Source organism: Sphingopyxis sp. RIFCSPHIGHO2_12_FULL_65_19 (assembly GCF_001830555.1).
Lineage (GTDB): Bacteria > Pseudomonadota > Alphaproteobacteria > Sphingomonadales > Sphingomonadaceae > Sphingopyxis.
The window spans coordinates 13,068-34,940 of sequence record NZ_MIAM01000042.1 but is presented as its reverse complement, the minus strand read 5'-3'; the positions used below and the strand labels follow the sequence as shown (position 1 = coordinate 34,940).

Here is a 21,873-nt window from a genome sequence, read left to right as displayed (position 1 = left end):
TCGGCATCGGGCCCGTGCTGGGCGAAAGCCAGGGCGATTATGTCGATACCGGGGTCGCGATGCGCGTCGGCGACGAGCGCCGCGGCCTGTCGCTGACGCTGACCAACCTGTTCGATTCCCGCGGCAATCGCTTCTCGCTGGGCACGCCCTTTGTCGAGGGTAACGAGGGGTTCCTGACCCCGCTGCGTCCGCGCACGCTCCGGATCGCCATCGACGTCGCCTATTAAGACGACGTCGATGCGTCCTTCCGCTCAGTCTGCGAGTGCGATGCGTTCATAGCGGTCCATATGATGGTCCGCGCTGCCGAACTGGCTCTCGATCATCGTCGCGCGCTTGAAATAATGGCCGATCGCCAGTTCCTGCGTGATGCCGATGCCGCCGTGCGTCTGGATCGCGTTCTGCCCGACGAAATTGGCGCCGCGCGCGACTTTCGCCTTCACCGCCGATACCGCCGCCATGCGCTCGGCCGCGGGCAGGCCCAGCTTAAGCGTCCCCATGATGGTCATCGAGCGCGCTTGTTCGACCTCCATGAACATGTCGACCATGCGGTGTTGCAACACCTGGAACTTGGCGATCGGCACGCCGAACTGTTTGCGCTGCTGCGTATATTCCAGCGTGCCTTCGTGCAGCTTTTGCATCACCCCGGTCGCTTCGGCGCACACCGCGACGGTCGCTTCGTCGACGATCTGTTCGATCAGCGGCAAGGCGCCGCCTTCACCGCCCAGCAGGGCGTCGCCGGGGATCGCGACATTCTCGAAATAAATCTCCGACGCGCGGCTGCCATCGACGGTGGGATAGTCGCGGCGCACGACACCCGGCAGGTTCGCGTCGATCAGGAACAGCGACACGCCATCCTTGTCGCGCTGGCTGCCGCCGGTGCGCGCGGTGACCAGCAGGTGCGTCGCCCACGGTGCGGCATAAACCACGCCCTTGTGGCCGTTCAGCACATAACCCGCACCATCCTTTTTCGCGGTAGTGCGCAGGTTCGCCAGGTCGTAACGGCCCTGCGGCTCGGCATAAGCGAAGGCGACGATGGCATTGCCGGCGATGATTTCGGGAATCATCGCATCGGCCTGCGCCCCGCCGACGGCTTTCAGCGCGCCGCCCGCAATCACGACGGTCGGCAGATAGGGTTCGATCCCGATGACCTTGCCCAATTCCTCCATCACGATCGCATTTTCCAGCGCGCCGCCGCCCAGACCGCCATGCTCTTCGGCAAAGGGTGCGCCCAGCATGCCCAGTTCCTGCGCCAGCGCGGTCCAGATCGCCGGATCGCGGCCGCTGTCCGAATTGATGAATTTCTGGCGCGTTTCAAAATCATAAGTGTCGCTCAGGAAACGCGCGAGCGTGTCGCGGATCATGTCCTGCGTTTCGGTGTAGGTGAAATCCATTGTAATTATTCCCTAATTTCACCGTCACCCCGGTGAATGCCGGGGTCTCAACCTCGATATGTTGAGATTCCGGCCCGCGCCGGAATGACGTCAATTTTCAGAGGCCGAGCACCATTTTTGCGATGATGTTGCGCTGGATCTCGTTCGACCCGCCATAGATCGTCGTCTTGCGCATGTTGAAATAGGTCGGCGCAGCGCGATGGGCGTAATCGGGCCCGATCGGATGCTCGTTGTCGCCCTCTCCGAATCCGCGGAAATAGGGCGCGCCATAATGGCCGACAGCTTCCAGCGTCAGTTCGGTCAGCCGCTGCTGGATTTCGCTGCCCTTGATCTTGAGCAGGCTCGATTCCGGCCCCGGCCCACGTCCGGCGTTCGGCCCGGCCAGGCTGCGAAGTTCGGTGAACTCCAGCGCGGCCAGGTCGACCTCCAGATCGGCAACCTTCCGCTTGAAAAACGCATTGGCAAGAAGCGGCTTGTCGCCGTCGAGTTCGGTGCGCGCAATCGCCTTCACCTTCTCGATCCCGCGCTTCGACGCCGCCACCCCGGCGATGCCGGTGCGTTCGTGCGCTAGAAGGAATTTGGCGCACGTCCAGCCCTTATTCTCTTCATAAACGCGCTGCGACTGCGGGACGCGAACATCCTCCAGCCACACTTCATTCACCTCATGCTCGCCGCCCAGCGTGATAATCGGGCGCACGGTGATGCCGGGCGATTTCATGTCGATCAGCAGGAACGAAATGCCTTCCTGCTGCTTGGCGTCCTTGTCGGTGCGGACAAGGAAGAAACCCCAGTCGGCATGTTGCGCCAGCGTGGTCCAGGTCTTCTGGCCGTTCACGATATAATCGTCGCCATCCGCGACCGCCGTCGTGCGCAGCGAGGCAAGGTCCGAACCCGATCCCGGTTCCGAATAGCCCTGGCACCACCAATCCTCTCCCGACAGGATGCGCGGCAGGAAATGCGCTTTCTGTTCCGGGGTTCCAAAGGTGTAGATGACGGGCCCCACCATCGCGAGGCCAAAGGGCATCAGGCGGATACAGTCGGCGCGCGCGGTTTCCTCAGACCAGATGAAACGCTGCGTCGGCGTCCAGCCGGTGCCGCCATATTCAACCGGCCACGCGGGCGCGATCCAGCCCTTTTTGTGGAGTATCTTGTGCCAGACGAGGAAATCCTCCTTGGACAGCTCCTCGCCCTCATCCTGTTTTCCGCGCAGTTCGGCGGGGTAATTTTCGGCGATGAAGTCGCGCACCTCCTGCTGGAAGGCGAGATCTTCGGGGCTGAATTCCATGTCCATGACGAATCTCCCATCGGGTAATGGCGCCCTTATACTGGGCGCTCACCTTTACGTAAACGGCAAGTTGCAATTGACAACTTTCCGCGCTGCCATGATTGCGCGTAAGAAAGCGCCTTGTCCAGCACGCGCAGGGGCTGCGGCCAAGATGGGGGAAGAGCAATGACCAAGGCAGGACGTGCCGCGCTGTGGGCGGCGGCAATCATCGGCGCCGCGGCGCTCGCGGCATGGCTGTTCCAGCGCCCGATTGGCATGTGGCTGTTTGAACGCGCTGCCGAACGCAATATCGGCCGCGATACATTCGCCGACTTGCCCGATGGCCTGCACGCAGGTCTGTGCGGTACCGGCTCCCCCCTCCCCAGCCACGAACGCGCCGCTTCCTGTACCGTGGTTATTGCCGGCAAAGCGATGTTCGTCGTCGATGCCGGCGAGGGCGCGGCGCGCAACATCGCGCTGATGGGCCTGCCCAACGGCCGCATCAAGGCGATGTTCCTAACCCATTTTCATTCCGACCATATCGACGGGATGGGACCGATGATGCTGCTGCGCTGGACCGCGAGCGGCAACACGGCGCCCCTGCCCGTCTATGGCCCGACGGGCGTCGAAAATGTCATCGCGGGGTTCAATGCCGCTTATGCGCTCGATAACGGCTATCGCACCGCGCACCATGGCGAAGCGATCACGCCGCCAGCCGCCGCCGGAGCCGTTGCCATGCCCTTTGCAACGCCGGGCGCACCGACCATCGTCTATGACGCGGACGGCCTGCGCGTGACCGCCTTTGCCGTCGATCATCGTCCGGTGCAGCCTTCGGTGGGCTATCGCTTCGACTACAAGGGGCGCAGCCTTGTCGTCAGCGGCGACACCGCTGCGTCCAAGTCGCTGGAGTCGGCGTCGAAGGGCGCCGACCTGCTGATCCACGAGGCGCTGAACCCGGCGATGGTGCGGACGCTCGTGGCAAATCTCGACAAAGCGGGCCGAAAGCAGACGGCGCAGATCATGCGCGACATCCTCGACTATCATGCCAGCCCGGCGCAGGCGGCCGACAGCGCGCGGGTCGCGGGGGTCCGGATGCTGGTCCTCAGCCATGTCGTGCCGTCCATGCCCTCGCCCTACCTGAACGCGGCGTTTCTTGGCGAGGCCGACGACCGGTTCGACGGCCCGATCATCGTCGGCGAGGATGGGCAATATTTCTCGCTGCCCGCGGGCAGCGACGCGATCGAACGCGGTAGCTGGTTCTAGGCCGAACGCCGCGTCACGAGCACCACCGCGCCATCGCTGGCGTAAGGGCCGCGAATTTCGGCGATCGACAGCATGACCGGCAGGACAGCACCGTCGCGCGTGATCGTTTCGGACGCCAGGCGCACGGGGGCGCCGGAACGGAACACCGATTCCAGCGCCTCGACAAAGGCTTGGCGCTGCCCGATCGCCAACAAGGCTGAAAAGCGGACGCGCCGGATAGCGGCCGCATCGACCCCGATCATCATCGTCAGCGCATCGTTCGCGGCCTCGACCGTTTCGCGGACCGTGATCCGCGCATGCCCGACGCCGCCGTCCGCTTCGATCGCGGCGATCAGCGCGTTCCGCGCGTTGCCGATGGCGCATTCTTCCATCGTGTGGCTGACATCCCGCAAGATGATTGCCCCGCCCGTCGGCACGGGCACCAGGTCGACCCGCAGCCATTGCCGCGGCCGCAGCAGCCCCGGAATATCACCCGAAAAGCGTTCGCGATGATCGATCAGGCGGCTGAGCCGATGCGACAACAGGCTGCCGTCGAGCCCCGGCAAGGCCGACGCCAGATTCCCGCCGATCAGGTCCGCGGCCGCCGCGCCGACCATATCGCTCGCCGCGGGATTGAGCGCGGCGATCCGCCACCCCCGGTCGATCAGGATCACGCCGTCGCGGATGGATTCGACCAGCCCGGCCAGCGAGTTTTGCAACAGGTTCGTGGTCGACGCGACGCCGCCCGCGCCATCGCCGTCGAGACGCCGGTAGTCGTCGAGCGAGATGAGGACATGGGCATCCTTGCCATGATGGGTCACGACAACGGGCTTGCGCGCCGACTGCAACCGCCAATTGGCAAAACCGCGGATAAAGTCCGCCGCCGAAACGCGCTGTGGTTCATGCGCCGCCGCCATGGCCGTCCTCCCCGCTTCCCGGTGCAACAATATCCTTATGGCCTGCGGCGCGGCATATTGGCCGCAAGACATGTCCGGCGCGGCGCCGTTATGAACCGATCACACCAGCCGCGCCTTGCCGCAACGCAGTGCGTTGACCCGGGCGTCGGCCTGACCGACATGCACCCCCAGCAGGCCCGTCAAATCCGCCAGCACATCATCGAGCACCGGCGCCGCGAGCGCGGCGGTTTCGCCGACGACCGTGGTGAGCGCGTTCAGATTGAGACCGAGGCCGAGCACATTGACGTGAAGCTCCATCCGGTCCGACAGCGATTTTGCTGCGCCTGCAACCAACCCGGTGCTCGACACCGTCTTGACCTCGCCGTCGTCGATGGCACGGCGCGAAAAGGCGACCGGCTTTTCGGCCAGGTCCGACAGCACCAGTTCGGCTTCGGCATCGACAGTGACGAGCGGCAATTTCACCACACGCGCCCGCTTGGGGTCCAGCGGACGCTGCATATCCTGGAAATCTGCGCTGTCGACGGTGCCGATGGCAAGCATCGCAGGCGACGTCACGACGCCGAGCGACACGGCTTCGCTGCTGTCCGGCCGACAGTCGATATCGGTGATCCGCGCCGACGCCGACCCCAGTTCGGCCAGGACCGGCAGATGGACGCTGGCGATCGGCGTGGCAATCCGCGTATCGAGTTTCAGCCGCACCTGTGCCGTGCGGACGATCACATCCTGGGTGTCGGTCACCGCGATCAGCGGCGAATGGGCCGGCGGCTCGCCGATCATCAGCGCGACATCGATACCCGATCCGCCCGGCAGGTTGCTCGCCAGCGACAGGTCGACCTGGCGGTTTGCATTGCCGAGCGACAGCATCGCGCGAAGCAGGCTGAGTGCATTGACCCGAACGGGATTGGCGGCATCGACGCGAATGCTGTTGGCGCGCGGCCCCAGGTCGATCGCGCGCGACGGCAACAGGCTGCGCGGCAACGCCCGCGTGGCAATATGCTCAAGCGCGGTTGCGGCGCGCCCGTCCGATGCGCGGGCCAGCGCCGACACCACCTGCGGCATCGTGACCTGCGTATCGAGCGTCTGCCCGAACGTCAGCACCTCGGCGTCGATCTCCGTCCGCAGCGCCTCGGAAAAGGCCATCAGGTCGACATCGGCGCTCGCGAGCGCTTCATAATCCATCAGCGACAGGCTGATCTGGCTGCCCGTCAGGCCGGACAGCAGCGCGTTGGGCAGGCCTCCGTTCACGGCGGCGACGCGCGACCCCAGGGAAAAGGCGGCATAGCCCCGCCGCGCTCCGGTCGCCGTCGCGCGGATGACGCTGTCCGGCCGCCCGGTCAGGAAACTGCCGAAGAACAGGGGCCGGTCGCGGGTCAATGTGATGCGCACCGCGTTCGGCGACGTGCCGCCGCTGGCAAAACGTTGCTCCGCCTGGATGGCCGGGTCGGCCGTATAGGTGCCGCGCGTCAGCACCGCGATGCGAATGCCGCAATCGCAATTTGCCGCGATGATGCGCTGCGCCGCCGCTTGCTCCTCCCCCGGCCGCCCGGCTGCCGCCATCGCTGCGGCATCGGCGATGCCCTGCAACTTGCGGCGATCGAGATACAGCGCGCCAAGATCGACCGCGAACGCCGCGGCACCGATCAGCATCGTCATTGCAAAGGCGGTCGTGATGCTGATGCTCGCCCGGTGGCTGTCGGCAAGCGCGCGAATAAAGGTCGTGGGCGCCATCGTCAATCCACCGGCAGTTCAAAGGTCGCCTCGGCGCGGATGACGTTGCTGGGCGACGGGACAAAGCCCGACCGCAGAAAGCTGTCCTGCGGCACGGTAAAGGCGACCGCGACGGTGATCGCCTCGGCCGTTTCGGACACGGCGATGCTGTGCGCGCCATCGATGGCTTGCAGGCTTCGCGCCACCGCGCGCCCGGCGACCGCGCGCCGATCGGCGGCGTCGAGGCCGATGATCGACGCGCGCGCGCCATCGTTCGCCGCCTGCTGCACATTGTGCGCGAGCATGAAATATTGGCCGTAGGTGAGGATGCCCATCAGCAACGCGAGGAGCAACGGCAGCACCAGCGCCATTTCGACGATGGCGGCGCCGCGCTCCCCGCGCGCCAGGGTCGCACCAGTCAGGGCGAGTTGGCGGGCATGGCGCAAAAGTCGGATCGAACCTGTCATGCCGCAAGCATCGCCGCCGCGAATGAAAACGGCGTCGAGGGAGCCCGACGCCGCTTTTGCATATTTTACAGGATTTGACCTCGCCGCCGCGCGGCTTGGCACCCGGCCCAAAACCCGATGGTTAGGAAGCCCTTACCGTCGCGGTCTGGGTGCCGCGCACAAGATGCGAATTATTCGGCGCCTTCCAGCTTGTCCTGCGTGCGGAGGTCGAAGTCCGACGCGTCGTGCCGTTCATGCAGCTGGCTGGCCGGATCGCCCATCACGCGGTTGACCATGCGCCCGCGCTTCACCGCCGGGCGCGCCGCGATCTGGTCGGTCCAACGCTGGACATGCCGGTAATCGTCGACCTGCAAAAATTCGCCCGCATCATAAACGAGCCCCTTGGCAAGCGCGCCATACCAGGGCCAGATCGCCATATCCGCAATTGTATAATCGGCGCCGGCGATAAATTCGCTGTCCGCCAGGCGGCGGTCGAGCACGTCGAGTTGGCGCTTCACCTCCATCGCATAGCGGTTGATCGGATATTCCTGCTTGAACGGCGCATAGGCATAGAAATGGCCGAAACCGCCGCCAAGGAACGGCGCGCTGCCCATCTGCCACATCAGCCAGGACAGCGTTTCGGCGCGCGCCGCCGCCTCGGTGGGAAGGAAGGCACCGAATTTTTCGGCCAGATGGATCAGGATCGCGCCCGATTCGAACACGCGGATCGGTTCCGCGCCGCTGCGATCGACAAGCGCGGGAATCTTGCTGTTCGGATTGGCGTCGACAAAGCCGCTCGAAAACTGGTCGCCGTCACCGATCTTGATCAGCCAGGCGTCATATTCGGCCCCGCTGTGACCGGCGGCGAGCAATTCTTCGAGCATCACCGTCACCTTCACGCCGTTCGGCGTGCCGAGCGAATAAAGCTGGAGCGGGTGTTTGCCGATGGGCAGGTCCTTGTCGTGCGTCGGGCCGGCGATCGGGCGGTTGATATTGGCAAAGCGCCCGCCGCTTTCCCGGTCCCACGTCCAGATCTTGGGCGGCACATAGTCACTGTTGTCGGTCATCGGGAATTCCTCGGCTCATTTTTATACTGATCGGTAATTTAAGTGACCGCGGCGGTTTGTCCACCCTCCCCGGCTCAAATAATCTTCGCTGCGCGCAAGGCCGCGATGGCCTGGGCGTCATATCCCAGCTCGCCGAGGATCGCATCGCTGTGTTCGCCGACCTGCGGCGCGCGCGCGGCGTCGACCTTCTCGCTCTGCGAAAGACGGATCGGCGCGCGGATCACCGGGATGGCGATTGGCGCGCCCGGATAATCGACCGGCTCGACCAGCCCCATTGCCGCAACCTGCGGCTGCGCCAGCGCCTCGCCCGCGCGCAGCACCGGCGCCGCAGGGACGCGCGCGGCCGCCAGTTCGGCGATCGCCGCGGCGCTCGTCCGTTCGATGCACCAGCGTTGCATGATCGCGCTCAATTCCTCGCCATTGTCACCGCGCAGGATGTCGCTGGCGTAGAGCGGGTCGTCGACCAGCTCCGGCCGGCCGACCAGTTCGGCCCAGCGCGCAAAGATCGACGCCCCCACGATCTGGGTGATGATCCATCCGTCGCGGGTGCGAAACACATCTGTCGGTCCGGAACTGAAGCTGCGATTCCCGATCGGCTGGCGATCGATGCCGTTCAGCGCATGATCGATCGTCAGCGCGTTCGACATGGCGAGTGCGGTGCCGAGCAGCGACCCCGATACGCATTGGCCCTTCCCCGTCGCCTCGCGTTCGCGCAGCGCAACCATGACGCCGAAGGCACAGTGGAGCGCGGTGCCGAAATCGACATAATTCACTTGCGCACGATAAGGCTGGTCGGCGGTGCCCGTCAGATGCACCGTGCCCGACATCGCCTGTCCCACCGCATCGAAACCGACACGGCTCGCCAGCGGCCCCTCGCTGCCAAAGGCCGACGCGGTCGCCAGGATGATGCGCGGGTTGATCGCGGACAGGCTGTCATGGTCGAGCCCCAACTTCGCGAGGGCATCGTGGGGCAGGTTCGCGATTACGACGTCCGCCGTCTCGACCAGCCGGCGGACGATCTCGCGCCCCTCGGCGCTTCCGGGTTTCAGTGTCAGGCATCGCTTTGCCCGGTTCATCTGCATGAACATGGCGCCCGATCCGTCCGCGGCGACCGGCACCGTATAACGATCGTCATTGCCGCCCGGCGCCTCGATCCGGATCACGTCCGCGCCATAATCGGCCAGCAAGGCCGCGCAATAGGGGCCCGCGATATAGCGGCCGAAATCCAATACCCTGATACCCGTCAATGGCACGCTTTGCTCTCCCCGACGCTGTTCTTTCCACCGGGCTAGCAGCCGCTCGTCGACGCTGCCAGTTCTTCGTCGAAACCTGTCCCTTGCATGTTGGCGCCCGGACCATATGGTCGGCACATCATTTCAAACGGGGATAATTTCATGGCGCGCATCGCTCTCGCCCTCGCGGCGACACTGGCTTGTTCAACCTCGGTCTGGGCGCAGACGGCGCCCCCCGCGGCTTCCGCTGCCGATGCAAAGCCCGACAAATGGGACGTCAACGCCCCGCCCGGCCTCGCGACGCGCAAGGTGCAGCTTTCGGTGGACGAGGGCAGCTGGATGAACGTCGATGTCGCGCCCGATGGGCGCACCATCGCCTTCGACCTGCTCGGCGACATCTACACCATGCCGATCGAGGGGGGCGCGCCGACACGGATCGCCGAAGGACTCGCCTTTGAACATCAGCCCCGCTTTTCACCCGACGGCAAGCGCATCGCCTTTGTGTCGGACCGTGCGGGCGGCGACAATATCTGGCTGATGAACCGGGATGGCAGCGACAAGAGGCAAGTCTCGAAAGAGGATTTCCGCCTGCTCAACCAGCCCAGCTGGAGCCCCGACGGCCAGTTCATCGTCGCGAAGAAACATTTCACGACCGGCCGCTCGCTCGGCACCGGCGAGGTCTGGATGTATCATGTGTCGGGCGGCGCGGGCGTGCCGCTCGTCAAAAAGCCGAACGAACGCCATCAAAAGGAACTGGGCGAACCGACCTTCGCGCCCGATGGAAAGACCGTCTATTATACGCGCAACGTCACCCCCGGTCCGATCTTTGAATATGCGCAGGACAGCAACACCGACCTGTTCCACATCGAACGCTATGACCTCAACGACGGAACGATCACCACCGTGGCCGCAGGTGCGGGCGGCGCGGTTCGACCTTCGCCATCGCCCGACGGCAAAAAGCTCGCCTTCGTCCGCCGCGAAGGCACGCAGTCGAAACTCTATGTGAAAGACCTCGCATCGGGTGCCGAGAAAAAAGTCTATGACGCGCTCGACCAGGATGTTCAGGAAACATGGGCGGTCACCGGCGTCTATCCGAACATGGGCTGGACGCCCGACAGCAATGACATCATCTTCTGGGCCGGCGGCAAGCTGCGCCGCGTCGGCGCGGCCGGCGGCACAGCGCGGATCATCCCCTTCACCATCAATGACGACCGCGTGATCGTCGATGCGACGCATCCGGCCGTCGACGTGGCACCTGACCGCTTTGCCACGCAAATGCCGCGCTGGGCCGAAGTGTCGCCCGACGGCCGTTCGGTGGTATTTGAAACGCTTGGCAAACTGTGGGTCAAGCCTGTCGCGGGCGGCGCCGCGCGGCGGCTCACCACGGCGGCGGCCGATGGTTTTGAGCTGTGGCCGAGTTGGTCGCGCGATGGCCGCGCCATCACGTTCGTCCGCTGGACCGACGCCGGGCTTGGCGAAATCCATGTCGTTGGCGCCGGTGGCGGCGCATCGCGCAAAGTGACCGACGTGCCCGGCCATTATGCCGAACCCCGCTTCTCGCCCGATGGCAAGACGATCGCATTTGAACGGCGCGCTGGCGGCGGCCTTCGTTCGGCACGCTGGGGCGAAAATCCTGGCATCTACAGCATATCGGCGACCGGTGGCACGGCCCAGCGGATCAGCGATAATGGCGCCAAACCGCAATTCGGATCAGCGAACGACCGCATCTTCATGGTCACCGCTGCCGACGGGAAAAGCCAGCTGGTCAGCACCGACCTCGATGGACAGGACAAGCGCGTTCACGCCAATGGCGAACTGGTCAGCGACTATGAAATCTCCCCCGATGGCCGCACCCTCGCCTTCCGGCAGAATTACGACGCTTATGTCACGCCGCTGATGCCCGGCGGGCAGGATGTCGCGCTCGGCACCAAAAGCGGTGCGCTGCCCGTCACCCGCGTTTCGGGCAGCGGCGCCGAATATATCCACTGGTCCGATGGCGGCCGCCGCCTGCACTGGAGCCGCGGCGCGACGCTGTTCGGCGCCGACCTTGCGAGCCTCTTCACCAATGCGCCCGCCGACGAAAAGGCGCCGAAATTCGCGCCGCCGACCGATGGCCTGTCGCTGTCGATGACGCACGCCGCGGCAAAGCATAAGGGCGTCGTCGTCATCACCGGCGCCAAGATCGTCACGATGGCGGGCAGCGACGGGGGCGTCATCGACAATGGCGCCATCGTCATCGACGGCGACCGCATCACCGCCGTCGGGCCGGCGGGCGCGATCACCGTGCCCGCGGGCGCGATCACGGTCGATGCGACCGGCAAGACGATCGTCCCCGGCTTCGTCGATGCCCACGCACATGGACCGCACGGCGACGATGAACTGGTGCCGCAGCAGAATTGGTCCGAAATCGCCAATCTGGCGATGGGGACGACGACGAGCCACAACCCGTCGTCGCGGGCGTCCGAAATTTTTGTCTCGTCCGAAATGCAGCGCGCCGGGCTGATCCTCGCGCCGCGCATCTTTTCGACTGGCGAGATCATCTATGGGGCCAAGGCGGCGGGTGTTTATGCCGAAATCAACGGCTATGACGACGCGCTTGCCCACGTCCGCCGGTTAAAGGCGCAGGGCGCGCACAGCGTGAAAAACTACAACCAGCCGCGCCGCGACCAGCGCCAGATGGTCGTCAAGGCGGCCCAGGTCGAAGGTTTGACCGTCGTGCCCGAAGGCGGCTCGCTGTTCACACAGGACGTGACGCTGATCCAGGACGGCAATTCCACCGTCGAACACAACATCCCGCTGCATGTCTTCTACAAGGATCTGGTGCAGCTTTGGGGCCAGACGCAGGTCGATTACACGCCGACGCTGGTCGTCACCTATGGCGGCCCCGCAGGCGATCCCTATTGGCGCGCGCACACCAATGTCTGGGAACATCCGATCCTGACCAAACATATCCCGCCGACCGAGCTCGCCGCGAACAACAAGCGCCGGGTGATCGCGCCGGAGGGCGATTATGTCGATGATGATTCGGCGCGCGAGGCGGGCAAGATCGCCGCGGCGGGCCGCATGGTTTCGATCGGCGCCCACGGCCAGCAGGCGGGGCTTGGCGCGCATTGGGAAATCTGGTCGTTCGTGCGCGGCGGCTGGAGCAACATCGACGCGCTGCGCGCCGCGACGATCATGCCCGCGACGTCGCTGGGCTATGGCAAGGACGTCGGCTCGCTCGAGGCGGGCAAGCTCGCCGACCTGTTGATCCTCGACGCCGATCCGACCGAAAATATCCGCAATACCGAAAAGATCCATCGCGTGATGCTGGGCGGACGGCTGTACGATCCGCTGACGATGAACGAGGCAGAGACGGGCAATCGGCAGCGCCAGGCCTATTGGTGGGAAGCCGAAAAATCCTGATCGGGCCCTGACTGCGCTCTGACCCCGCCCTGGCCGGGCGACAAAATCTGCGGCGGACCGGCTTTTTGTGACGAGAGGGTTGCAAGACGTCCGGACCGCCGCTAGGGGCGTCTCCTCTCAGCGAGGAGAGTTGGCTGAGTGGTCGAAAGCGTCGCACTCGAAATGCGAAGTGCCGGCAACGGTACCGAGGGTTCGAATCCCTCACTCTCCTCCATTTTCTTCCCCCAACGGGTGGAAACATACGGCCTTCTCGACCGAGGCCGGAGCACGGATCCCAAGCTCGACTGACCAAGCCATCCTGGCGCCGCGCGGCATGGCCGGGGCGTTGGTCTTGCCTATGCCTCAATCGGCGACACGCCCTTGATCAGCGCGCCAGCGCCAATGCAGCGGAAACTTGCTGTGCCGGACCGAACGGTCGCCCCTATCGCTTTGGGCCAGGATGGCTCCGCAGATGTGGCGCCGCCGCCAATACATTTATAGGCAAAGCCATTGTCGACGCTTGGCAGGATATATTGGCCAGCGCCATATTCGGCGCCGCGAACGAAGGGGAAGCCAAGGATTCCCGCGCGAACGCAAAGGCTATATTCATAACCTCCTGCGGTCGGATCGCGATCGATCTTCAGGCCGACGGGAAGCCAGCGCCCATTTTGTCCGCTGGCGTCACGCTGGGTCACGCCGCGGAACCGTGCGCCGCCGGATACCATCACCTGCGCCGTTTCCAAGGCGCCCGCCCACACATCGCAGTCCGAGTTGAACCGTGCGTATCCGCTCAACGCGATCGTCGAATTGATATAATTGCCTGTCGACAAAATGCGCGTCACGCCGCGCACCTCGATCGGCTGGTTAACGACATTGCCGCGCAGGTGGATCAACCCCTGATCATTTGTTGTCGCATAGGTCAGGAACTTGCCCTCCGGCCCTTCGCTCTGGCATCCTTCGATGATCGTCGGGTCCGGGCTGTCCCCGCTGATCTCGAACATCTTTGACGATCTGAACAAAAGCCCCGCCGCGCATTGGCTTATTCGCATGAAGCCCGGCGTCAGCAGCTTGAACGCAACGCCTTGCAACTGGTCGAAACCGACGCGTTCGATGATCGAGAAATCGGCTGCATTCGTCGCGTCAATGACAAACCCGTCGACACAGCTGTGGAATGTGCAATCGCGAAAGCTGATCTCATCGCACTGCTCCAGCGGTGTCTTGCTGCGGTCACCCCACTGCACCGCGGTTCCTGCGCCGAATATCAGAAGGTCTTGAAAGACCAGCCCCTTGGTTGCCGGTTTGTTGGTGGAACCGATGCTGATGGCGCGCGTGCCTGCTACCCCGCTGCAATCTATCCCCAGCCGGGAAAGGCGGCACGTCTGGACCGATCCATAGCGGATCGCGGGCAAGGCAGCGGGTCCGCGATATCTCAGCCATGTCCCTTCAAAGATGTTGCCCGTCCCGTCCTTGTACCAATAGCAGGCCCCTTGCCCTTCGAGGGAGAGGCCGCTGGGCACGACAAGCGTCTTGTCGATGCGAAACCGGCCGTTCAGCCGGACCGTCGCAATGCCGTTGGCATGGGCGAAATCGATCGCTGCCTGAATGGCGGCCGCCGCATCGGCTTTTCCCGTCGGATCGGCACTATAGGGCGCATCGGTGACCCATATTTCCTGCGCCAGCCGCCGACCGACGCTGGCTCCCCCATAGTCGGCGGCATGGGAAAACCCCACCAAAGCCCCCCCCCCACTCGACCGGAGATGGTTGATATGGTCTTGGACGCTGCCGCCACCTTCGACCGCGACGGAATGCGCCAGCGCCGGGGCCGCACGCGCCGGCGCTGGTTCGGCAGCGCCAAGCTTCTTTGATGAATCCCATATGGCCCAGGAACCGGCTGCTGCCAGCATTCCCCGCCGTCCGATCTTTCCGCCGCGATTTTCCATATAGCGCAGGCGATATCGGGAACCGGCGGCAGAGCAAGGCCTATATTGCTTCCGTTTCTCGCGTTTTTTGCTCCTCCCAGCATCGGAGGGGATTACCAGCACCACCGCCGGGCGGGGGCGACCCTACGGCCCGCCGCCTTTTCCTGCGGCGTGTATCAGCATCGGAAGGCTTAGTTATACGATGTGTAGAATGTCGCTCGCGCGCACGACAATTGCCGATACCGGGCTGCCGCTCCGGGTGATAGGTCAACCATCATACATCCCCCCTGATCGCCGCGGCCCCAACCCGCCCGGAAAACCAAAGCCCTCAGCAGCTTCGTAGCCCCAACGGCGAGAGCATCTCTAGCGCCGGTCACACCCTGATTCGGCTAACCGCAGCCGGGTTGGATGTAACGGACTTGAAACGTTCGTGAACCGCCATAGATTGAAGGCATGACGCCCGACTCATCATCCGAACTTTCCGCAACTGTCACGGCACCGCTGATTGGCCGCGCCCGCTTTGCGCCGGGCGACATCGTCCGCCACCGCATGTTCGATTTCCGCGGTGTCGTGTTCGACATCGACCCGGTCTTTGCGAACAGCGACGAATGGTATGAGGCAATCCCCGAGGAAATCCGTCCGGCGAAAGAGCAGCCTTATTATCACCTGCTCGCTGAAAACGGCGATTCATCCTACATTGCCTATGTCAGCCAGCAAAATCTGGTCGCCGATGGCGATGGTGGTCCGATCGACCATCCGCAAATCGACGCGATGTTCGACGGGCTGGAACGTGGGCGTTACCGCGTCCGGGCAATCCATCGCCACTAGGCCCCTGACTTTAGGCCTTCAGCTTCCATCCCGTCGTGAGCAGCCGATAAGTCATCACCCCCAGACCGATGTTGACCGCGACCAGCACCAGCGCAGCGGTCAGCACCGGGCTGGCAATCGTCGAATCGACGGTGCTGATGAAGCCGTAGCGAAAGCCCATGATCGCGTAATAGACGGGATTACCGTGCGCTATCGTCTGGAACCAGGGCGCGAGCTTATCGACCGAGTAAAAAGTGCCCGAAAGCAGCGCGAGCGGGGTGACGACAAAATTTGTCACTGCGGCCGCATGGTCGAACTTTTCGGCCCAGATCGACGTTATCAACCCCAGAAAGGCCAGCATCATGGCACCCAGCACGCCGAAAACCGCGACTGCCCAAAGATGGTGGGCGCCGACATGAACGCCGGGCCACAGCAGCATCGCGAGCCATAGCGCCGCGCCGACGAGGATCGCGCGCGTAACCGCCGCGCCGATCAACGCGATGATCAATTCGCCGACCGCCAGCGGAGGCATCAGATAATCGACGATCGTCCCCTGGATCTTGCCAACGAGCAGTGAAAAGCTCGAATTGGCAAAGCTGTTCTGCAACATCGCCATCATGATCAGGCCGGGCGCGATAAAATCGGCAAAGGGGACGCCGATGACGGTACGCCCCGCACCGCCGAGCGCGACCGTGAAAATGACGAGAAACAAGAGCGTGGTAATCGCCGGCGCCCAGATTGTTTGCAGCTGGACCTTGAAAAACCGTCGCACCTCCTTGACATATAAGGCCTGCATGCCCGGCACGTTCAAGGTCCGGATGTGCGGCACACCGGGTTCCGCAAACGGCGGGCTGTCGGCAAAATTGCTCGAGTCGGGGCGCGAAATTTGGGGCTGGTCGTTCATGGCGTTCTCGCCTATCGCCTCCCCGATCTTACCGCAAGCTGGGCAGCGACTGGTGCCGGTCCCGAAGGGATCGACAAGCAGATCGTCTAACCGCCCGCGGCGTGGAATGATAAGGAATTGAACATGTCATGGACCGATGAGCGCATCGAAAGCCTGCGCACCATGTGGGAAAAAGGGCTGACCGCCAGCCAGATCGCCGACGAGCTTGGCGGCGTCAGCCGCAACGCCGTGATCGGCAAGGCGCATCGGCTCGGCCTGAAATCGCGCCCCTCCCCCGTGAAGGCGACCGAAAAAATTGCCAAGCCGGCCAAGGCTGCGGCTCCCGCTGCGCCGCGTCCCGCGGCTCCTGTCGCGACGCCGCGTACTGCCGCGCCCGTTGCACCGCGCCCTGTGGCTGCACTGAAGCCAGAGCCCAAACCCGTCGTCAACGCCCTCGAAGCGGAAGCGGCACCGAGCGACGCGCCGCCCAAGGCCGATACCCCGCGTATCGTCTCGATCGGCCCCGGCGGCTTTATTCGCCAAGGGCCCGGCGACCAGCAGGCCCCTATCCCGCCTGCACCGCCGCGCCGACTGGTGCCCGCGAAGCCGAGCCCCGAGATCGCCGACAAGACAACGCTTCTCGACCTTAACGACCGCATCTGCCGCTGGCCGATGGGACATCCGGGTGAACCCGATTTCCATTTTTGCGGTGAAGCGGTGAATCCGGGCTTTCCCTATTGCGTCGCACATTGCGGCCGCGCCTATCAGGCGCAGCTGCCGCGCGGCACGCGTCGCCCGCCCCCGCCCCCGCCGTTCGGTGGCCCGCGCGTTCGATAAAGGGCGGCCGGTGAAGCCCTTCGGGCAAGAGTTCGAGTTCGCACGCGCGCTCGGCTTGCAAATGGTCGAGCGTGGCGACGGTCGATGTACGATGGCGATCGACATCGACCGCCAACGCCATTTCAGCCCGCAAGGCGCGGCGCATGGCGGTGTCGCCTATTCGCTTGCCGATACCACGATGGGCGGCGCGCTCACCAGCCTGCTCGCTGACGAGCAATGGTGTGCCACGTTGGAGATCAAATTCAATTATCATGTTCGCGTCGGCGAAGGCCGCCTGACATGCGAAGCCGAGGTGCTGCACCGCGGCAAGCGCGTCGCCAATATTGACGCGCGCCTCTATCAAGGCGGCCGTCTCGTCAGCAGCGCGAATGGGAATTTCGCAATTTTTGCGGCACCTTCTGCCAGATGAGCGAAAGGCGCCGGGCCTTTCGACCCAGCGCCTCCCGCGTACACGCCTAAGCGGTCAGAAGCGAAGGCTGAGCGACCCGCGTACGCTATGCGTGCGGAAATGCGGATTGCTGCGCTGAATGTCCGTCCCGCCGCCATTCAGCAAGAACGGGTTGGTCGGCGGCGCCGTTCCCGGGCCGACGTTGACAACATAATCCTTGTCCTTGAGGTCGGTATAGAGATACTCGAGGCCAAGCGAGATATTGTTCGTCACCATGACCTCGGCACCGCCGCCCGCAGAATAGCCCCAGCCGTTCGTCTTGCCATTGTCCGAAAAGCTGTTGGCGGTGTTGCTCGTGGTGAACTTGTTGTCGAGGCGCGCGTAGGCGCCGCCTCCGGTCACATAGAACAATGCGCCGCCGCCGGGCGTATAGCCCGCCCGCAGACGGGCACCCGCCTGATAATCGGCTTCGCGGCTCATAGTGTAGCTCGCTGGCGTGGTCGAAAAGCCGCTGACGCTGTCGCGCGCATGGCTGCGCCCACCCTCGATCACCGCACCGAGGACGAAATTGCCCATACGCTTGTCGAAGCCGAGCCGGGCGAAATATTCGGGGCCGTCCTTGTCGTTGCGGCAACCGAGGTTCGCCGTGCCCGTCGCGGCACCGCTACAAAAACCCGGCGAAAAGGCATCGGCGCCGCCCGACGTCGTCACTTGGTCGCCATAAGTGCCATCGCGGTTGGTGTCGAAGACGAGCGTTTCACCGCGGTCGCTGCCTTGGAGCGTGCCGCCGCCGGCGATGCTGATGTAAGGTCCGTTAAAGTCCTGCGAGGTGTCGCGACCTTCCTGTGCCAGAGCGGGCATAGCCGTCGCTGTGGCCGCAAGCGCCGCCAGGAGAGAGAGATTTTTCATTTTTTACTCCAATTTTTGAGTGACTTTGCAGTCGGCACCCCAACCCCCCAAGAGAACCCAAAGTTCCCACTTGCCACGAAAACGCGACGAGCCGAGCCGCGCGCGACGGCCGAAAAGCGCCTTGCCAGCCGCCTTCGCCCCCCCCTATAGCTGAGCCATGAGTCACGATTTGTTCGACGCCGCGAACCCCGCCACCGACAGCTATAATGCTTCGCAGATCGAGGTGTTGGAGGGTCTTGAACCCGTCCGTCGTCGCCCGGGCATGTATATCGGTGGCACCGACGAACGCGCGCTGCACCACCTCGCCGCAGAAGTGATCGACAACAGCATGGACGAAGCGGTGGCGGGTCACGCCACCAGGATCGAGATTTCGCTCGATGTCGGCAACCGCCTCACGGTTGTCGACAACGGTCGCGGTATGCCGGTGGACCCGCATCCCAAATTTCCCGGCAAGTCGGCGCTCGAGGTCATCATGACCATGCTCCATTCTGGCGGCAAGTTCGAGGGCAAGGCCTATGCCACGTCGGGCGGCCTGCACGGCGTCGGCATCAGCGTCGTCAACGCCCTGTCGACAGACACGATTATCGAAGTCGCGCGGAACAAGCTTCTTTACCGCCAGCGTTTTTCCCGCGGCGCCCCGCTCGACGGGCTCGAAGAGCTGGGCCCGACCCCCAACCGCCGCGGCACCAGCGTTTCCTTCATTCCCGACCCGGAAATTTTCGGCGAGCATGGCCGTTTCAAACCGCAACGCCTCTATCGCATGGCGCGATCGAAGGCTTATCTTTTTGCAGGCGTCGAAATCCGCTGGAAATGCGCACCCGAACTGATCGGCGACGACACGCCCGCCGAAGCGGTTTTCCAGTTTCCCGGGGGGCTGGCCGACCATCTGAAAGAACAGATCGGTGCGCGCGAATGCGCGACCGCCGAGCCCTTCGTTGGACGGCAGGACTTCCCCGGCGATCAGGGCCGCGCCGAATGGGCGATCGCCTGGCCGTTGTGGTCCGATGGATCATATAGTTGGTATTGCAACACCATTCCGACCCCCGCAGGCGGGACGCATGAAGCAGGGCTGCGCGCTGCGCTGACCAAGGGATTACGCGGCTTCGGCGAACTGGTCGGACAGAAGAAGGCGGCCCAGATCACCGCTGAAGACGTGTTCAACGGCGGCGAAATGATGCTGTCGGTCTTCATTCGCGACCCCCAGTTCCAGAGCCAGACCAAAGACCGATTGTCGAGCCCGGAGGCCGCGCGTTTTACCGAAAATGCAGTGCGCGATCATTTTGACCATTTTCTGTCGGACAATATGGACCGCGGCCGGGCTTTGCTCGGGCTCGTCCTCGACCGCATGGATGAGCGGCTCAAGCGCAAGGCCGAGCGCGAGGTCAAGCGCAAGACCGCGACGAGCGGCCGCAAGCTTCGCCTCCCCGGCAAGCTCACAGACTGTGCTAATGATGGCCCCGAAGGCACAGAATTGTTTATCGTCGAAGGCGACAGCGCGGGTGGTAGCGCCAAGCAGGCGCGCGATCGAAAGACGCAGGCGATCCTGCCGATCCGCGGTAAGATCCTGAACGTTGCAAGCGCCAGCACAGAAAAGATCCGAGCCAATCAGGAAATCGCCGACCTCGCGCTCGCCTTGGGTTGCGGCATGCGCAAAGACTGCGACGCCGATCGGCTGCGGTACGAAAAGATCGTGATCATGACAGATGCCGACGTGGACGGCGCGCATATCGCGACGCTGCTGATGACATTCTTCTTTCAGGAGATGCCCGACATTGTGCGCGAGGGTCATGTCTATCTGGCGCAGCCGCCGCTCTATCGCCTGACGGCGGGCGGCACTTCGGCCTATGCACGCGACGATGAACATCGTGCCGAGCTCGAAGCGACGCTGTTCAAGGGCAAGAAGGTCGATGTTGGACGGTTCAAAGGGTTAGGTGAAATGAACCCCAACCAGCTGAAAGAAACGACGATGGACCCGGCGACGCGCTCGATGCTGCGAGTCACGCTGCCGCAAGAATATGAAGAGCGGCATCAGGTCAAGGATCTGGTCGACCGGCTGATGGGCAAGCATCCTGAGCATCGTTTCCAGTTCATACAGGCGAATGCGGCGACGCTGGACGAGGCGGCGATCGACGCCTGAGGAGGCAGTCATGCGGCAATATAAATGGGGCGCTCTGGGCGCGGCGATATTCGCCGCGTTGTCTCCGCTGACCATCATGGCGCAAAGTCCAGCGGTGGACGCTCCGGTAGCGCAGAAGGCTTTCGAGCGCCGCGCCGCAGAGCTTGTTGACCTGTTCGCCGGCGAGATCGCCTATGACGATTATTTTGATCCCTATTTTCAGGCGGCAGTGCCTGAACCGCAATTCGACACATTCCGCGCCAGCTTGATCGCGCAATATGGCAAGCCGCTCGCCATCGATCGCACCTCGGCGACCGGCGATCGTTCGGGAACAGTTATGTTGCGTCTTGAGCGGGGTATTGCCACGGTCCTGCTCGACGTCGGCGCCGCCGCTGACGCACGCGTGACGGGTCTGCGCGTCACCGGCGTCGCGGTGGCAGGCGACAGCTTTGACATGATCGGGGCCGAAATGGCCGCACTTGCCGGACAAACCGGCTTTCTCGTTGCCGAACTCGACGGCGCAACCATTCGGTCGATCGCATCGGCGAATGCGAATCGGCAATTCGCCATCGGCTCGACGATCAAGCTCTACATCCTCGACGAACTGGCTGCGCAGGTCGCCGCGGGCAAGCGGCGCTGGTCAGACGTCGTACCATTGTCGCATTTCAGTTTTTCGTCGGCGGCGACTGCAAACTGGTCGGCCGATACGCCGGTGACGCTTCAGACACTGGCGAACTGGATGATTTCGGTCAGCGACAATGGCGCCACCGACACGCTGGTCCACCTGATCGGCCGCGAACCGATCGAGGCACGAATGCGGGCCGCGGGGCACAGCGACCCGTCACGCAACATACCGCTGCTCACAACGGTCGAGGCTTTTGCCCTGAAAGGCAATAATTTCATCGACCTGCGGCAACGTTTCGTGCGCGGCAACGACGCGGCGCAGCGCCGGTTGATCGAGGGCAATCGGCAGCGCCTGACGCTTGCCAATGTCGATGGCGTCAGTTTCACCAAGGGGCCGCGCTTCATCGACAGTCTCGAATGGTTCGCGAGCCCCAACGATATCGGTCGGCTGATGGTTGACCTGCGGGCGCGGCAGTCGAAGCCCCTGCTCGCCGCGATGGCGATCAACAATGGTGTCGGCCCCGTTGCCGCCGCCGACTGGACCTATCTGGGCTATAAGGGTGGGTCCGAAAACGGCGTCTTGTCGATGAGCCTGCTCGGTCAACGAAAAGCCGACGGAAAATGGTTTGTGGTGACGGCAAGCTGGAATAATCCCGACGCGAACGTCGAACCCGACAAGCTGGTCGGCCTCGTCAGCCGCCTGCTCGCCCTCGCGGCGAAATGATCAGGCCGTCAGCGCC

18 protein-coding genes and 1 tRNA gene are annotated in these 21,873 nt (G+C 63.8%); 9 read left to right on the top strand and 10 right to left on the bottom strand.

Translation table 11 applies throughout. The features are described from left to right. A partial coding sequence (locus tag A3E77_RS12290; protein ID WP_293646307.1) for a hypothetical protein occupies positions 1-227 on the top strand: 227 nt, incomplete at its 5' end. A 24-nt stretch (positions 228-251) separates the two neighbouring features. On the opposite strand, the gene A3E77_RS12285 is transcribed toward A3E77_RS12290, so the two are convergent. Next, positions 252-1,391: an acyl-CoA dehydrogenase family protein gene (locus tag A3E77_RS12285; protein WP_293646305.1), complete on the bottom strand. Its 1,140-nt coding sequence runs from the start codon at positions 1,389-1,391 to the stop codon at positions 252-254. Between the two features lie 97 nt (positions 1,392-1,488). Then, positions 1,489-2,682 (bottom strand): acyl-CoA dehydrogenase family protein, encoded by a 1,194-nt coding sequence (locus tag A3E77_RS12280; protein ID WP_293646303.1) that lies wholly within the window; start codon positions 2,680-2,682, stop codon positions 1,489-1,491. 159 nt (positions 2,683-2,841) lie between these two features. Between A3E77_RS12280 and A3E77_RS12275 the strand changes: the two genes are divergently transcribed. Further along, the gene (locus A3E77_RS12275; protein WP_293646301.1) at positions 2,842-3,918 is read left to right on the top strand and encodes an MBL fold metallo-hydrolase; all 1,077 of its coding nucleotides are present in this window, start codon (positions 2,842-2,844) and stop codon (positions 3,916-3,918) included. Here A3E77_RS12275 and A3E77_RS12270 read toward each other — a convergent pair. The 5 genes from A3E77_RS12270 to A3E77_RS12250 form a co-directional block, all read right to left on the bottom strand. Continuing rightward, complete coding sequence (locus A3E77_RS12270) at positions 3,915-4,814, bottom strand: PAS domain-containing protein (protein WP_293646299.1); 900 nt, start codon at positions 4,812-4,814, stop codon at positions 3,915-3,917. The genes A3E77_RS12275 and A3E77_RS12270 overlap by 4 nt on opposite strands. A gap of 99 nt (positions 4,815-4,913) precedes the next feature. Beyond that, complete coding sequence (locus A3E77_RS12265) at positions 4,914-6,542, bottom strand: TadG family pilus assembly protein (protein WP_293646297.1); 1,629 nt, start codon at positions 6,540-6,542, stop codon at positions 4,914-4,916. A gap of 2 nt (positions 6,543-6,544) precedes the next feature. Beyond that, complete coding sequence (locus A3E77_RS12260; protein WP_293646295.1) at positions 6,545-6,988, bottom strand: TadE/TadG family type IV pilus assembly protein; 444 nt, start codon at positions 6,986-6,988, stop codon at positions 6,545-6,547. A 170-nt stretch (positions 6,989-7,158) separates the two neighbouring features. Continuing rightward, positions 7,159-8,034, bottom strand: a complete 876-nt coding sequence (yghU, locus tag A3E77_RS12255; RefSeq protein ID WP_293646293.1) for a glutathione-dependent disulfide-bond oxidoreductase — start codon at positions 8,032-8,034, stop codon at positions 7,159-7,161. A 74-nt stretch (positions 8,035-8,108) separates the two neighbouring features. Continuing rightward, on the bottom strand, positions 8,109-9,287 hold the full coding sequence (locus tag A3E77_RS12250; protein WP_293646291.1) for a CaiB/BaiF CoA transferase family protein: 1,179 nt from the start codon (positions 9,285-9,287) through the stop codon (positions 8,109-8,111). Positions 9,288-9,428: 141 nt separating this feature from the next. Here A3E77_RS12250 and A3E77_RS12245 point away from each other — a divergent pair, with 141 nt between their 5' ends. Further along, complete coding sequence (locus A3E77_RS12245) at positions 9,429-12,671, top strand: amidohydrolase family protein (protein WP_293646289.1); 3,243 nt, start codon at positions 9,429-9,431, stop codon at positions 12,669-12,671. Between the two features lie 124 nt (positions 12,672-12,795). Then, positions 12,796-12,885, top strand: a tRNA-Ser gene (locus tag A3E77_RS12240). A gap of 121 nt (positions 12,886-13,006) precedes the next feature. On the opposite strand, the gene A3E77_RS12235 is transcribed toward A3E77_RS12240, so the two are convergent. Continuing rightward, complete coding sequence (locus tag A3E77_RS12235; protein WP_293646287.1) at positions 13,007-14,380, bottom strand: hypothetical protein; 1,374 nt, start codon at positions 14,378-14,380, stop codon at positions 13,007-13,009. Positions 14,381-15,022: 642 nt separating this feature from the next. Here A3E77_RS12235 and hspQ point away from each other — a divergent pair. Further along, positions 15,023-15,397, top strand: coding sequence for a heat shock protein HspQ (gene hspQ, locus A3E77_RS12230; RefSeq protein ID WP_293646285.1), 375 nt, complete (start codon positions 15,023-15,025; stop codon positions 15,395-15,397). 10 nt (positions 15,398-15,407) lie between these two features. Here the strand turns inward: hspQ and A3E77_RS12225 are convergent, their stop codons facing one another. Continuing rightward, positions 15,408-16,280 (bottom strand): ABC transporter permease, encoded by an 873-nt coding sequence (locus A3E77_RS12225; RefSeq protein WP_293646283.1) that lies wholly within the window; start codon positions 16,278-16,280, stop codon positions 15,408-15,410. 123 nt (positions 16,281-16,403) lie between these two features. Between A3E77_RS12225 and A3E77_RS12220 the strand changes: the two genes are divergently transcribed. Further along, the gene (locus tag A3E77_RS12220; RefSeq protein WP_293646281.1) at positions 16,404-17,096 is read left to right on the top strand and encodes a GcrA family cell cycle regulator; all 693 of its coding nucleotides are present in this window, start codon (positions 16,404-16,406) and stop codon (positions 17,094-17,096) included. Continuing rightward, positions 17,077-17,505 (top strand): PaaI family thioesterase, encoded by a 429-nt coding sequence (locus A3E77_RS12215; protein WP_366652638.1) that lies wholly within the window; start codon positions 17,077-17,079, stop codon positions 17,503-17,505. The genes A3E77_RS12220 and A3E77_RS12215 overlap by 20 nt, the downstream gene beginning before the upstream one ends. Before the next feature lie 54 nt (positions 17,506-17,559). Here the strand turns inward: A3E77_RS12215 and A3E77_RS12210 are convergent, their stop codons facing one another. Then, on the bottom strand, positions 17,560-18,393 hold the full coding sequence (locus tag A3E77_RS12210) for an outer membrane protein (RefSeq protein ID WP_293646277.1): 834 nt from the start codon (positions 18,391-18,393) through the stop codon (positions 17,560-17,562). A 157-nt stretch (positions 18,394-18,550) separates the two neighbouring features. On the opposite strand from A3E77_RS12210, the gene parE reads away from it, so the two are divergent. Beyond that, entirely contained in the window at positions 18,551-20,530 is a 1,980-nt protein-coding gene (gene parE, locus A3E77_RS12205) for a DNA topoisomerase IV subunit B (protein ID WP_293646275.1), read from the top strand. 10 nt (positions 20,531-20,540) lie between these two features. Further along, positions 20,541-21,857, top strand: a complete 1,317-nt coding sequence (locus A3E77_RS12200; RefSeq protein ID WP_293646273.1) for a serine hydrolase — start codon at positions 20,541-20,543, stop codon at positions 21,855-21,857. Positions 21,858-21,873: the final 16 nt, after the last annotated feature.

Coding starts and splice junctions, on each gene's coding strand:
- A3E77_RS12285 (WP_293646305.1), bottom strand. CDS start 1,391: ATGGATTTCACCTACACCGAAACGCAGGACATGATCCGCGACACGCTC.
- A3E77_RS12280 (WP_293646303.1), bottom strand. CDS start 2,682: ATGGACATGGAATTCAGCCCCGAAGATCTCGCCTTCCAGCAGGAGGTG.
- A3E77_RS12275 (WP_293646301.1), top strand. CDS start 2,842: ATGACCAAGGCAGGACGTGCCGCGCTGTGGGCGGCGGCAATCATCGGC.
- A3E77_RS12270 (WP_293646299.1), bottom strand. CDS start 4,814: ATGGCGGCGGCGCATGAACCACAGCGCGTTTCGGCGGCGGACTTTATC.
- A3E77_RS12265 (WP_293646297.1), bottom strand. CDS start 6,542: ATGGCGCCCACGACCTTTATTCGCGCGCTTGCCGACAGCCACCGGGCG.
- A3E77_RS12260 (WP_293646295.1), bottom strand. CDS start 6,988: ATGACAGGTTCGATCCGACTTTTGCGCCATGCCCGCCAACTCGCCCTG.
- yghU (WP_293646293.1), bottom strand. CDS start 8,034: ATGACCGACAACAGTGACTATGTGCCGCCCAAGATCTGGACGTGGGAC.
- A3E77_RS12245 (WP_293646289.1), top strand. CDS start 9,429: ATGGCGCGCATCGCTCTCGCCCTCGCGGCGACACTGGCTTGTTCAACC.
- hspQ (WP_293646285.1), top strand. CDS start 15,023: ATGACGCCCGACTCATCATCCGAACTTTCCGCAACTGTCACGGCACCG.
- A3E77_RS12225 (WP_293646283.1), bottom strand. CDS start 16,280: ATGAACGACCAGCCCCAAATTTCGCGCCCCGACTCGAGCAATTTTGCC.
- A3E77_RS12220 (WP_293646281.1), top strand. CDS start 16,404: ATGTCATGGACCGATGAGCGCATCGAAAGCCTGCGCACCATGTGGGAA.
- A3E77_RS12210 (WP_293646277.1), bottom strand. CDS start 18,393: ATGAAAAATCTCTCTCTCCTGGCGGCGCTTGCGGCCACAGCGACGGCT.
- parE (WP_293646275.1), top strand. CDS start 18,551: ATGAGTCACGATTTGTTCGACGCCGCGAACCCCGCCACCGACAGCTAT.
- A3E77_RS12200 (WP_293646273.1), top strand. CDS start 20,541: ATGCGGCAATATAAATGGGGCGCTCTGGGCGCGGCGATATTCGCCGCG.